Consider the following 13536-nt stretch of genomic DNA (forward strand, 5'->3'; position numbering starts at 1 on the left):
CGCTTATTGAAAAGTTAGTCCGGCACCTTTTCGCCCACGGTCAAACGTTCTTTCCGTCAACATAGATGAAATCATTATTTTCTTTGGTCATTATTACGGCGTTACTAGGTCTGGGCGGATGCTCGCACGATCTGTTAGACAAAGCGCCCGTGGATCGCATCACCGATGAGGCCGTCTGGAGCGATCCGGCGTTAGTGCAAACGTTCGTCAATTCTAAATACCGCGACCTGGGTTTTGGCTTCAACTGGAACGGCGACGAGTTGTTGTGGGCATCGGCTTCGGACGAGTCGTTGTTTAGTCACGACTACGGCATGTGGGCCATCAATAAAAGCGAAATAACGCCCTCCAATCTAGCTATTCTGGGCAGTGGCCCAACCGAATACAATGGCAACATGAACCCGTGGAGCAAAAATTACCGCTATATCCGGGATGCCAATCAGTTTTTTGACCGCATCGGCACCGTTCCAATGGATTCGGCTCAGCGTCGGCAATTGACGGGCGAAATGACATTCCTTCGAGCGTTTCGCTATTTCGACTTAGTTCGCAATTATGGGGGCGTACCACTGCTCACGCAACGGTTCACCCTGGGCGACGATTATACGCAGGTGAAGCGGGCCAGCCTTTCGGAGAGCATCGGCTTTGTGGTCAGTGAAGCCGACAAGGCAGCCGCCTTGTTACCAGCAACGTACACGGGAGCGGATGTGGGCCGGGCCACGAAAGGAGCCGCGCTGGCGCTGAAAGCCCGAATGCTACTCTATGCGGCCTCGCCACTTTACGCGGGCACGAACGACATTACACGCTGGCAAACAGCCGCTCAGGCGGCCCGCGCGGTCATGGAGCTGAATGTGTACCAGTTGTATCCAAGCTACCAGCAACTCTTTCTAACGCCTAACAATTCCGAAGTTATTTTTAATCGACAAGCCAGTCAACAGGGCGATAGCTTTCAGAATCTCGAACGATGGAACGGTCCCAATGGCTATGGCGGCTGGGGCGGTAATGTGCCGACGCAGAATTTGGTGGATGACTACGAAACGATGGATGGCCTGTCCATCACCGCAGCAGGTTCGGGCTACGACTCCCAAAATCCCTACGCCAATCGCGACCCACGGCTGGCGGCTACCATTCTGTACAATGGAGCTTCTTATCGGGGTCGGGCGGTGGAAACGTTTCGGCCGGGCGGCTTAGATAGTCCGGATGGGCCTGAGTCGTTCAACACCTCGCCCACGGGCTACTATTTGCGTAAGTTTATGAACGAAACCCGCGATTTTGGGTCGGCCAGCGGTAGTCAGGCCCCCTGGATCTATTTCCGACTGGGCGAGATTATGCTTAACTACGCCGAAGCGCAGAACGAAGCCGTCGGCCCGGACGCCAGTGTGTACAGCGCTCTCAATCAGCTCCGCGCCCGGGTATCGATGCCTCCCTTGCGGGCGGGGCTGACGCAGGCGCAAATGCGGGAACGCATTCGACGGGAGCGTCAGATCGAGCTGGCTTTTGAAGAACATCGCTATTACGACGTACGGCGGTGGAAAATCGCCCCAACAACCGAAAACCTGCCGATTCGCCGGGCCAGTATTACCAAAGACGGTTTAGGAAAGCTACGCTACGAGTATCCTTCCGTGCAGGAACGCCGGTTCAGCGACCGCAACTATTTCCTGCCCATTCCGTTGAAGGAAACGCAGGCAAACCCAGCTCTGGTGCAGAATCCGGGGTATTAGTATTCCACCAGCAAGACGCTCCTAAACAAAAACGGCCACCTCAACCGGCATGACTACGCTCGACCAAAGCCGACACCTTCGCTACGGAACCTTCTTCTACCTGTATGTGATGCAGGGTATTCCGTCGGGCCTGGCCCTGACCGCCCTAACCAACTATTTAGCCGCTGAAGGGGTCGATGCCCGTCGTCTGGCCACCTTCGGTACGGTGGTGGGTCTGCCGTGGGGAATCAAATTCATCTGGGGTCCCCTGATCGATCGGTTTCAGCGCTCGGCTATGGGCCGACGACGCCCCTGGGTGCTGGGCGCTCAAATCATGGCCTTTCTGGCCTCGTTAGGGCTGCTCCTGCCCACCGACCCGGTTCATACCATCGATCAATTGATGTGGTCGTTTGCCTTACACGGCGTCTTTGCTTCATTGCAGGATGTAAGCGTCGACGCAATGGCGATCACGAGTGTTCCCACGCCCGAACGGGGTCGCGTCAACGCCCTGATGAAGGGCGGTATGGTGACGGGCCAGGCGATGGGAGCCGCCGGGTTGGCACTGGTGATTCATCACCAAGGGTTCCATGCGGCTGCGCTGGCTCAATCAACCCTATTGTTCGTACTAACGATACTAACGTTCTTTATCCGTGAACGGGCCGGCGATGCGTGGCTTTCCTTTCGACAGCTTCCTGTTGCCGCCAGTCCGAATCAACCTACCTCCATGAGTGGCTTGATCGGCAAACTACTTCGGGCCTTATTGGACCGGCACAGCCTGATCGTGTTCGGATCGGTAGCGATTGTTTTCATTGGCGAGCGGCTGTTTCAACGGGTATATGGGTTGTACCTGATTCGAGAAGCCGGTTGGACGGACACGGCCGTTTCGGTGCTAAGCGGCACCTATGGCACGCTGGTTGCCTTAGCACTGGCCTTGGCTGGCGGCTGGCTATCGGACCGCATCGGCTCAAAACGACTGCTGGGCGGAATGGTACTGGCGATGGCCACCCTGCATGTTGGCTTTTCACTGGGTCATAGTGGCTGGGCCAACCCGGCTGTGGCCACGAGCGGGCTGGTCGTGCGCCAAACGCTGGAACCTTTATTCAGTATTGCGGCCCTGCCCGTGCTGATGGGATTATGCCGTCCGCAGGTAGCCGGAGCGCAGTTCGCCTTCTACATGGCCCTTAGTAATCAAGCCGATCTGGTGGGCATCTATCTGTCAGGCGTGCTTTACAGTCAATGCCCCAGCTGGGTTATCGGGTTAGGGTGTGGCCTGGCAATGCTGGGTGCCTGGCTAGCGCTTAGACTACTCACCGGCTCTTCTACGCCTAATCGGTTCACGATGGAACAGGCCCCCGGCAATTGAAAAGAGCCGTGTCAATCCACCGGGGCGTACAGGCCAGTATACAGATTATCAAGTCGATAAGCTGACCTAACCAAACATATTGTTAGCACAAAGTTTTGTTCGGACATGGGCAAAAGGTATCGGTTGTTGCTGGTTTATTCGCTTGTGTTGGTTGATGTGGTCGTTGGTGCTGTGGTTACGCCCGTGATGCCTCAATTTGTTAAAAATCGGACTTATCCAGCGCTGTGGTTGGCGGGGGCTACCGCCCTTTTTCTGGGACTACAACTATTTTCCGGCCCCCTGTTGGGTAAACTCGCTGACGCAATTGGCCGACGCCCCATTCTGATCGTATCAACGCTGGGTACGCTGCTGGCTAACGGTTTTTTGATTCCTGTCAAAGCGGGCTAGCTACTCGTTAACCGCTTCAGCAACGGCATGACTAATGGCATGTTTGCCGCTGTCCGCTCGGCCATCACCGACGTTTCACCGAAGGACGACTTAGTCAACAACAACCCATTATAGGCCAGCTTATTGCAGTAGTTAATGATTTCGTCAAAAAATCGGCGGTGTTCGATCAGCAGCATCCCCCACTCGCCCTGAGGATATGACTGATAGGGAGACGGTTTCATCAAACTTCCTGAGCAGCTAAGGAAGCCTTTATTTAGCAGGTCTTCAATAGCGGTCTGATCATCCGCAGACTGAATCAGTTCATACCGGACCAAATTAGCGTAGTCCACTTTTTTAGGTACGTTCCATACCGGCTCGATCTTTAAGGTGTCGCCCACAACGAGGGATCGCCTAGCTAGGGCAAAGGTAGCCGCCCCTACCTCAGGCGATACCTGACCCGCTTCGTACACGATCAACAAATCAATGAAAGCCTGCAAAGGTGGGGTTTCATAAACATTACCACTGGTGGTTCTAGTGACAAATTTTGAATAGATGAAAAAACGAGGAGCGATATAAAACGTAGAGACAAAATAGGGCGTCAGCATGGCAAAACAATGCTAACGATTTTTACTGTGCCTAATACCCTACTTTGACAGCTGATCCCAATCCAGCGCCTGGCAGTAATCTAGCAGCCTTCCCAGTAATGAACCGATAAATAAAACATGTTATATTTTCTGCCCCGCTCCAGTTCATCATAAAAATAAGATTACCGCCCTTATTCCGCCCGTTTAAAAGCCTCATCACCAATGAGAGGGTTCCCGTTTTCAACCTCGCGATGAAACCCGCTTTGTCTTCGTTCAAGGTGCAACACCTTCGGATTGATCACTTTACTTTCGCTGGATAGATATGACCCAAAGCCGGTTAACTGGAGTAACCAGCGCTCGTAGAAAAACCCTACTTTCGGTTTGACCGTCGAAAAGCTATCTATGACACTGGTCACTACCTGGTTATTAGTCGAATAGGCCAGAATATTGACCGGGTCGCCCCCCATTAGGGCATGTTTAACGACTACATTCGCCACAATACTTTGCTGTAAAGTTGTCTTGCTCGTTCCCGGTGGACTGTTCACGACCAACATGGTTGATGTGATAAAGGCTTTTTCGCGGTGAAATAGACAGGGCGTATTCATGGCCCATCTGTCCAACGTGTTTTGCGGAAGCAGAAACCAGTTCAATAGGTGTCAGTACAGGTTTCAAGGACTCATAGGCCGAGTTGGCCAGTATGCATAGCAAAGTGGATATACGTAGATCGTGCAGTAGCGAATTGTAGAGACCAATGATAGCATCGGCTGCGTTCGCCAAAAGCTCGTTGACAACCAGCGAATGTTGATAAGTGACGGCTTAGTTTTCCTGACTGTATTCATCTATGCCTTTACCCATGATGGCTCGAAAGCTTTTCTGAATGTACAGCCAGTAATCAGTCCAACGCTTACTCTCGACAAACGGCTTTGCGAAAGCCCCACTAATAAGCTCATCCATCGCGTGTATGCGGTTGTGGCCAAGGGTGAAGAATATGACAAAAACTAGGTCTCACCTCTTGTAAAAACTACAGAAGTCAGCTCGGTAAAAAACAACAAATTGGCATTGCTTTCTCAGACATAGCTGGCCATGTTTAGCTCTTGTTTTCCCACTTCAAAGGTAGTCTACGTCAAGCTCTGTCTGTTTTTTCGGTCAAATCAAACCCTTTCTTACAACTTAGATTAATATATCAGACTGACGAATTCAATCCGGTCGAATGAGCAAGAAAACCTAATAATTAACCAACCAACAAACTTATGCATTCATTTGCTGTAGCAGAACAATTGAGTAAACGCACTTAAGCAATTAATTATACATATTAAGGTGTGGCGACAGCAAGCCAACATAATTGCCCTCCTTCTCAGTTAAACTAACCAATCTTCAATTTCCAACTAATTTCCTCTTTATCTACAAATTCATCTTTTAGCCCCGTTAGTATAGTTATAGCTAGCCATTTGCGTTTGTGATCACTTGTAGTCACATTTTTTTACAAAATACTCTAGTCAGCGCATTAGCCAGTATTTAGGCAGCCTGTCGGAGTTCAAATGAATTATTTACATGTGGGGACAGTTGGTAGAAAACGCCATTTTTATCGATAAGTATTATTACAGCAATTTTTAATTAAATTTTAATATAATATACTCTATAACAACGTCTTACGTAGCTACACCTCTACATCATTGAGTAAAAATACTCCACTATAATTCGAGGTTTTTTCGCGTTTCGATCACTAACGCACTATCAGACAAGTGATTGGAAGAAGTCGAGTAATTGTGGCATAGTTTTTCGAATGAAGTAAGCACTGGCCGTAACGTTTATCGTCATTCTATCGAAGAGAGAGCCGTTCTTTTCGATAACTGAAGATAAATTAATAGTAATCTAAGCGAAACTTCATTGAAGCAGAATTGCTTTACCACGGCTCGTAGTTGGCGTCTATGCGCTGGAAGAATCCTGTTAGAGCAGGAGTCAATTTATTACTCAACAAAATTCGATATATGGCTCAATCTGCATCTAAAAACCTAAATAAGTACGACGTTCACTGGCCTCATAAGGCGCTTTTTTTTATGGCCGAAATAAGCCTATACATCACTACTCCACTAGCGACTGCCTGTTCAATCAAATGCACAAATCGCTGTCATCCCGTTTTTATCCATTAAACAATCAACTCAAACTATACTACCGATGAACCAAGCCTGGCTTTATCCACTTATCATTGCGGCTGGTGCGCTGCAAGCCTGGGGGCCTCCCATGAACGGGGCTCTACTAAAATCAATTGGCAACCCTTGGCTGGCCAGTGTTATCTCGTTTCTGCCTGTCGTGGCCCTGTTGAGCTGCGTATTTTTGTGTCTACCCAAACCTATGCCAACCGGAGAAGGTATTTCCGAAATGCCCTGGTGGGCACCGTTGGGTGGCCTAGTAGGGGCTGGTGCCGTCGTGGTCGGGCTAATGTTTGTCAACAAGGTCGGGGCTGGGACATTGGCGGGGCTGACAATCACCGCTAACATACTGATGTCTTTGTTAATCGACAAATATGGCTGGTTTGGTATGGAGCAGCATCCGCTTAGCCTAGGTCGGATTGCCGGGGCCACGTTGTTGGTAGTAGGCATCTATCTGGTTTCAAAGTATTGATGGCACTTACCCAACTTTTTTGAGAAAATACGCATGCCAGCGTTTATGAATCCAACAGGACCATTACTTTTTGCCCATTTAGGCGACTTACACATTACCCAGCCCAAACAGCAGAACTACGTAGACTTTTTATCAATCGTAGCCCAGCTTGAAACTGAATGCGGCTCGGCGCTTGATTTTGTCGTTTTACCGGGTGATAATGCGGATAACGGCTTACCGATCCAGTACAAATGGGTGGCTACGGCCCTGAAGATGCTAAGCGTTCCGGTCTACTGTATTCCCGGTGATCATGACATGGAGCAGAAAAGTCTGGCAGCATTTTATGGACAATTACAAGCAGAACTCCTGCCAATATCGAGTGTTATACGGGGCGTTCGTTGCCTTTTTTTGGATATGAGTGGTAGCGGCAGTGGGGGACCTGATTTCCGGTTGGGCAATACGCAGCAGCAATGGTTAAGCCGCGAGGTAGCAACAGCTCATGTCAATGGTGAGCGGATTATTATCTTCATGCACACATATCCGGCTGATCTAGTCGATCCACAGGAAACCTATTTATTGAATAGTCTGATCGCCGGGCATGATGTGGTTTTGGTCGATATGGGTCATACGCACTATAACGAGTTGGCCAACGATGGGCATGTGGTTTTTTCGGCAACCCGGTCTACGGGCCAGATTGAGGAAGGTCCTGTTGGCTATTCGTTGGTTTCCGTTGACAACGAGACTGTCAGTTGGCGTTTTAAAGCACTTCACGACGCCTTTCCGTTCGTCATGATTACAAATCCCGCTGATTACCGGCTTCGCCGTGACGAAACCCCCGCGCCCTCTAACACCGTGGAGGAACGAGCCAGTATTCTAGGTGCCAATACGATTCAATCCGTGGCCTGCCGGTTTAATGAAGATGACTGGACGCCAATGACCTTATCGAGCGATCAACGCAGTTGGTTGGCCACGATTAGCGTTCCATCTAGTCAGCGGATGGAACTGACAGTTGAAGCAATCGACATAAGCGGCCGTCCGGGGCGACATACTATACAAGTTGCACCACCACACACAAACCAAGTTAAACGCGTAAAAAACGGAAGCGATGCCGATTCAATAGGAGCCTGTCCTGAGAACGGAATTTTCGGGACTCAGCTAGGCCCTAACCGAAATGGCAAGCCAACTTCCTAAGTACGATCAACCCACTACATATGACTTCTTTTTCGATCTGGACGATCACTATTTTATCAATTGCCGGGGTCATCTTCCGACCTTTTAAAACTCCGGAATTTATTTGGGCTGTGGGGGGAGCCGTCTTGTTGCTCATCTTTGGCCTGATCACCCCTACCGAAAGCCTGTCAGGTATTGCCAAAGGAATGGATGTATACCTGTTTCTGACGGGCATGATGCTATTAGCCGAAACCGCTCGGGAAGAGGGGCTTTTCAACTGGCTGGCCGCCCACGCAACGCAGCGGGCCAACGGATCGGCCAGCCGGCTTTTTGCCCTGATTTACCTGGTAGGTGTCGTAGTCACTACCTTTTTGTCGAATGACGCTACGGCCGTTGTGCTTACACCAGCTGTAGCAGCTGCCGTAAAAACTGCGAAGGTTAAAAATCCATTGCCTTATCTGTTTATCTGCGCCTTCATCGCTAATGCCGCTTCGTTTGTATTACCCATCTCCAACCCTGCTAATCTGGTCATTTATGGCACACACATGCCCCCTCTGACGGTCTGGTTAGCGCACTATGCCCTGCCCTCCGTTGTAGCGATTGTTACTACCTACGTAATTCTGCACTTTACGCAACAGCAAGCCTTGCGCGAGTCTGTCGCTCAGGATATTACGATTCCGACTCTATCACCAGGGGGGCGGCTGGCTATTATCGGTATTACCGCCACCGCGCTTATTCTATTAGGAGCGTCGGCATTGGATAAACCTCTGGGTCTGCCAACGGCCATCACCGGTATTCTTACCTCAGCACTGGTATTGATTCGGGCCAGAAAAAATCCCTGGGTTGTCATCAAAGACGTGTCCTGGGCGGTGCTGCCCCTGGTGGCTGGTCTTTTTGTACTGGTAGAGGCCCTAGCCAAGACGGGCGTTATTCAGGAATTGACCACAATACTACAGACCAGTACCGCTCATTCGGTATCGACCACAACCTGGCTTAGTGGCATTGGTGTGGCAATTGCCTGTAATCTGGTCAATAATCTGCCTGCTGGTCTGATTGCGGGTACGGTAGTTCAGGCTGGTCAAGTCCCCGAAGCAATTAAAAGTGCGATCCTGATTGGCATCGATTTGGGACCTAATCTATCGGTGACAGGCTCGCTGGCTACGATCCTTTGGCTGGTAGCCCTACGTCGGGAAGGGCAAGTGGTCAGTGCGTGGGAATTCCTTAAGTTAGGCGCATTAGTAATGACTATTCCATTACTCTGCACGCTGGGCACAATCTGGCTGTATTACCATTATTTCTAATAAGCAATTATCATTTGTACTGCTGATTGTAGTCCCGCTCACATTAGGAGACCGGTCGTTTCAAAGGAATGACCGGTCTTTTTTCGTACCCGATAAAGCAATCACGTTTGTGTACCGGATTGTCGGTTACTGAATGGCAAAAACAGGAGGGATACTACGTCAGAGACATATTCAACCGAACGACACTTCGGCTGGATCATCAACGATTTATTTGTCCCAAATAATGCTTGATTACAAACAGACACTCAACGTGATGATCAACGATAAGCAACTAAATAAGGCCCTGTTCTAGAGTATCGCGCTACTCCGCTCCCTTAAGTTTAAGCTTAAGATTAATTAATATTTTTTTCAGATCGTACCCAGACAAGCATGGTAGGTTTGCCTTCGTAATCAATCATTTAAAGTTATGAAACGCAAACATCAGATCCCATTTCTGCTTTTAGTAGTTGGACTAGCGGGTACGTTTACCGCACAGGCACAACCTCCCGTAGGCTCTGGCCCCGGTAAACCCGGACCAATCGCACTCGCAGGTCCTCGCCCACCTCAAACGTCAGGCATCGTTGCTCTGACAAGCCTTTCAGGAACGGTTCAACAGTTCACTGCCAACGACGAATCTGTTCTGAATGGGTTTACGCTGAACACCGGATCGCAAACAGTGGCGGTCGAGTTTCCTTCTCACTTAGGACAGGCCATCCAGGCCGCTGGCAAAACAGGTAGTAAAGTAACGGTGAGCGGTGTATCCGACACGACTCCTGAAGGAACAACGATGTTTCGACTGGTGAGCCTGACGAACGGTAACACGGTTGTGACCGACACGCCCCCTGCCGCTCCGGCTGTCCTTCCTACCCCAACACCTACTAGCGTGAAAGGGAAAGTAGTCGAGTATCAGGTTGACCGACAGGGACAGGTAAACGGCCTGCGTTTGAGTGACCAGACGCTGGTACGGGTACCTCCTCACGTAGCTGGTCAACTCGTGTCGATCGCACCAAAAGAAAGCACCATTTCCGTAGAAGGCTATGTGCATCCAGTTGGCGAAGGACAAGTCAGACTCTCGAAACAGACTGTCGTAGAAGCTACTCAGATCACCGTCAACGGAAAGTCGTTTCTAGTCCGCTAATAGTAAGGTTTTAGATTCTTTCTCCTTAGCAGTATAGTTCATCAGATCCACGTTGTTTCAACAAGTGGATCTGACGAACTATACGTGTATTTGTTAACAACACTAAAGGCCAAGTTAAACTAAATCTCTTTTCCTGCTTCGTATGTCGGAGATGAGGGCTCTGACTTACTTTGGCTGAGAATCGACGGTCATACAGGACGATAACTTCTTGAACTATGTCCACATGTCCCCCTTCCTGACAGATGTAATCAATCGAATCGTTTTCTATTTATCATTGACGAATTACATTAGCTAATGATCTGTGGGGCTTTGGCTTCCTGAATGCCAGCTTGGTACTGTTTTTCCAGTCCATTATAGACAGTCAAGGTATCTTCGTGCACATCCAGCTCGACTACTTTTCCCCACTTCAGGGTTATGAAATGAACCCCCTTGTTTACATAAGGATCTCCGTTTTCCAGGGTAGCAGTTGCCGTCCAGCGAACAATGGCTAATGTGTTGTGAGGCCAGCCCTCGATATTGATGTGATGGATGGTAATGTGTAGATTGGGCGTAACGCGGGCTAAGCGTTCCAGCCAGGCTTTAACCGCAGCCTGATCGTTTCGTACCCCGCCCAAGGCATGGTCCCCCGCAAAGCTGTGACGGACGTTCAGAACCATATCGTTGATCAGTTCACTGAAACGGCGTTGGTTGACCAGTTCGAATGATTTTTTTACTTGTTGTTTGACAAAATAGTGGTACATGAGTTCCTGCGTTTACGTGATAGACAAAGGTATCCTGGACCGCAGACCTCTACCTGTAACTTAAGTTACAAAGCGTTACAGACCCACAATTTTTCGACGGATACGACTCAGCGAAGGCCGCTCAATGCCCAGGAAAGAAGACAGGTGCGTCAGGGAGATGCGGTTAAATAAGTCCGGGTTCTGGCCGATAAAGTCTAGGTAACGTTGCTCGGCGGAATCAAACTGGAAGCTTTCGATGCGTTGCTGTTGCTGCTGGAGAATGGCTTCGGCGATTAGGCGGCCATTTCGTTCAAAACCAACAAATTGTTCGTAGCCTTGCTGGATGTGCCCGTAGGAAACAGTGATCAGCGTAGTCGGCTCTAAACATTGAAAATTATAGCGACTAGGCTTGTTCATCAGCAAGGATGGATAATCAGTAACCCAGTTATTTTCGCTGACAAAGATAGTGGTCATTTCTTCGCCAGCTTCGGTAGTGTAATAGCCGCGAATGAGTCCACAGGTGACAAAGCCGAGCAACTGATTCGGCTTATCAGCCTCAATGAAAAAAGTTTTCGGAGCTAAGGTATGTTCGGTCAAGCCCTGCTGGAAGTAATCCCATTCGAGCTGAGTAACCCTGGGATTGAGTTGTAAGATGGCTTGATGAAAAGCGTCGAAATTGGCGGACATATAAAATCGATTCAGCTTTGGGGCTATTGATGGTGCTTGACCTTACGGCAAATTTTATCCTTCATTTAAAGGAGTAACACACCAGCTAAGTTAATACAAACCATATCGTAATATCTCCTTACCTACCCTGCGCTAGAGAAACTACCTGACTACACGCTCGTCATTTTGAGATAAGTTTGAGTCGAACAACTTACTACCGATTATGAAGTCGCAACGGATGTTACGAATGGTTTAAGCAGTAGCTCTTATACGGTTGTACCAAATCCATGAGCACGTTCAGAAAAATAAAAAATCACGAACGATAAATACATAGCTATTGTGGCTAAGTACGGTTTTTATTTCATGCTTCAACCAGTTATTTAGCGAGGTAATATAAATCACTATTGACTATGAATGCGGTAAGCATAGTGGCAGGACTTTTTCTGCTGGCTCAACTTTGTTGCGGGCAATCGCCGGGGTCGGTAGTGCTGATTAACCAAACGAAAGGACCCGTTTATCTGGAGGTGATGGACCGCTTCGATAATCAACAGCTTTCTATTTTATCCAATTCTGTTGAACAGGCGAGCTGGCAAACCGATGGACAGCCCCTGTTCGTGCGAAACGCTCATAATCAGGCGTCTTACCTGCTCACGCCCAACACTTCATACACCATCACGTCCGGCGTAGGTCAGCATGTAGCTTTAAAAACGACTTCGGATTCTTTGTCTGCCACGGCGAATCTGCACCAGGCCTATAAGCTGACGAACAAACCCGCAAAAGAAGAAATCTGGGAGTTTACTACCGAGTATCTGGCAGGTCCTGCTTACGCAAAGCTAACCTTTACCCACCGCGCCTATACACTGAACCAACGCTACCAGAGCCGCCTGAACTTCCTTAAGCACTATGCCCGGCAACACCATCTGGACCCCGATCAATTAATCGCCTGGAAAGACTTCTTTTTCTACCAGTATGTTCGCGGGTTGCTCTACCATAAGCCCAGCCAGATTCCACCCGATTCAATCGCCCGCTATATTACTTATTTTCAGCATGAGCGTTGTCTGCCAATGCCGATATACCGCGAAACTGCGAGCACGTTGCTACGACTGATGGGTCAGCAGTCGAACGGAAAGCTCGATTTTGCCCAGTTGTATCAGCAAGCCAATCGCCTTTTTTCCGCTGGCACGCGTGACTATTTGCTGTTTCATGTCATGAAAACATTGTCCCGGCGCAAGCAGGAACGACAAGCTAATCCCGAATTTGATCCGGTGTTGGCTCAACAACTACTGCCCCATTTTAAGACGGATTGCCAAACGGTTGATTACATTACCTACATCGATCAATCCATGCAGTTTCTAAAAATGGGCGGTAATGCGGGGTCAACTGACGTTCTACTTTTGGATGTTTCCAACCGCTCTTCAACCTGGACGGACGTGCTGGCGGCCTACCGGGGCAAGGTAGTTTATGTAGATTTTTGGGCGAGTTGGTGTGCGCCCTGCCGGGCTGAGCTACCGGCTTCTCACCGTTTAAGAGAAACTCTAGCCAACGATAAAATCGATTTTATTTACGTATCAATGGACGAAGACGCCAATGCCTGGCGTAATGCGGCAAAGGCCGTAGGTGTATCGACGGCTGATAGTTACTTGCTAGTCAATTCGTTTCAATCGGCTCTGGCTAAACGCTATCAACTCAAATCCATTCCTCGTTACCTACTTTTTGACAAGCAGGGCAAGCTAATTTCAGCGGATGCCAAACGACCGAGTGATAAGCTGCTTCTGGCAGAGCTGCAACGACTAGCCCGTTGATTTAACGCAAAGACAATCAATTTTGGTTGTCGTTGGCGGTCACTTTGCGCTCTTGTAAAACTAACCGCTAGACACAGCATACGCGTCATGAGGAACGCAGAGGTTCGAAAAGCTAGTATAGACGTACAAAAACGTTTAAATAAGTTCATGAGG

At 49.2% G+C, this 13536-nt stretch carries 13 protein-coding genes; 8 read left to right on the top strand and 5 right to left on the bottom strand.

The window, feature by feature from the left end; all coding sequences use genetic code 11:
- Positions 1-65: 65 nt before the first annotated feature.
- The 3 genes from LQ777_RS27670 (at position 66) to LQ777_RS27680 (ending at position 3444) form a co-directional block, all read left to right on the top strand.
- Entirely contained in the window at positions 66-1715 is a 1650-nt protein-coding gene (locus LQ777_RS27670; protein ID WP_232563535.1) for a RagB/SusD family nutrient uptake outer membrane protein, read from the top strand.
- Between the two features lie 49 nt (positions 1716-1764).
- Positions 1765-3057 carry an MFS transporter gene (locus LQ777_RS27675; RefSeq protein ID WP_232563536.1) on the top strand — a complete coding sequence of 431 codons (1293 nt, stop codon included), beginning with the start codon at positions 1765-1767 and terminating at the stop codon, positions 3055-3057.
- Positions 3058-3162: 105 nt separating this feature from the next.
- Positions 3163-3444: a hypothetical protein gene (locus tag LQ777_RS27680; RefSeq protein WP_232563537.1), complete on the top strand. Its 282-nt coding sequence runs from the start codon at positions 3163-3165 to the stop codon at positions 3442-3444.
- On the opposite strand, the gene LQ777_RS27685 is transcribed toward LQ777_RS27680, so the two are convergent.
- The 3 genes from LQ777_RS27685 to LQ777_RS27695 all read right to left on the bottom strand — a co-directional run bounded on the left by LQ777_RS27685 (position 3441) and on the right by LQ777_RS27695 (position 4961).
- A complete protein-coding gene (locus tag LQ777_RS27685) occupies positions 3441-4028 on the bottom strand; it encodes a hypothetical protein (protein WP_232563538.1) in 588 nt (195 codons plus the stop codon). The genes LQ777_RS27680 and LQ777_RS27685 overlap by 4 nt on opposite strands.
- Before the next feature lie 170 nt (positions 4029-4198).
- Complete coding sequence (locus tag LQ777_RS27690) at positions 4199-4657, bottom strand: hypothetical protein (protein WP_232563539.1); 459 nt, start codon at positions 4655-4657, stop codon at positions 4199-4201.
- A gap of 166 nt (positions 4658-4823) precedes the next feature.
- Positions 4824-4961, bottom strand: a complete 138-nt coding sequence (locus tag LQ777_RS27695; protein ID WP_232563540.1) for a hypothetical protein — start codon at positions 4959-4961, stop codon at positions 4824-4826.
- Positions 4962-6182: 1221 nt separating this feature from the next.
- Here LQ777_RS27695 and LQ777_RS27700 point away from each other — a divergent pair.
- The 4 genes from LQ777_RS27700 (at position 6183) to LQ777_RS27715 (ending at position 10196) form a co-directional block, all read left to right on the top strand.
- Positions 6183-6629: a DMT family transporter gene (locus tag LQ777_RS27700; RefSeq protein WP_232563541.1), complete on the top strand. Its 447-nt coding sequence runs from the start codon at positions 6183-6185 to the stop codon at positions 6627-6629.
- Positions 6630-6674: 45 nt separating this feature from the next.
- Positions 6675-7799 (top strand): metallophosphoesterase family protein, encoded by a 1125-nt coding sequence (locus tag LQ777_RS27705; RefSeq protein WP_232563542.1) that lies wholly within the window; start codon positions 6675-6677, stop codon positions 7797-7799.
- Between the two features lie 20 nt (positions 7800-7819).
- A complete protein-coding gene (locus LQ777_RS27710; protein ID WP_232563543.1) occupies positions 7820-9079 on the top strand; it encodes an arsenic transporter in 1260 nt (419 codons plus the stop codon).
- A gap of 406 nt (positions 9080-9485) precedes the next feature.
- Positions 9486-10196: a hypothetical protein gene (locus LQ777_RS27715; protein WP_232563544.1), complete on the top strand. Its 711-nt coding sequence runs from the start codon at positions 9486-9488 to the stop codon at positions 10194-10196.
- A gap of 287 nt (positions 10197-10483) precedes the next feature.
- Here LQ777_RS27715 and LQ777_RS27720 read toward each other — a convergent pair whose 3' ends face one another.
- Together LQ777_RS27720 and LQ777_RS27725 are read right to left on the bottom strand one after the other, a co-directional pair.
- Complete coding sequence (locus LQ777_RS27720) at positions 10484-10936, bottom strand: nuclear transport factor 2 family protein (protein WP_232563545.1); 453 nt, start codon at positions 10934-10936, stop codon at positions 10484-10486.
- A gap of 75 nt (positions 10937-11011) precedes the next feature.
- On the bottom strand, positions 11012-11602 hold the full coding sequence (locus LQ777_RS27725) for a Crp/Fnr family transcriptional regulator (protein WP_232563546.1): 591 nt from the start codon (positions 11600-11602) through the stop codon (positions 11012-11014).
- Positions 11603-11991: 389 nt separating this feature from the next.
- On the opposite strand from LQ777_RS27725, the gene LQ777_RS27730 reads away from it, so the two are divergent.
- Entirely contained in the window at positions 11992-13383 is a 1392-nt protein-coding gene (locus tag LQ777_RS27730) for a TlpA family protein disulfide reductase (RefSeq protein WP_232563547.1), read from the top strand.
- Positions 13384-13536: the final 153 nt, after the last annotated feature.

Origin of the sequence: Spirosoma oryzicola (assembly GCF_021233055.1) — a bacterium.
GTDB classification, from domain to species: Bacteria; Bacteroidota; Bacteroidia; order Cytophagales; family Spirosomataceae; genus Spirosoma; species Spirosoma oryzicola.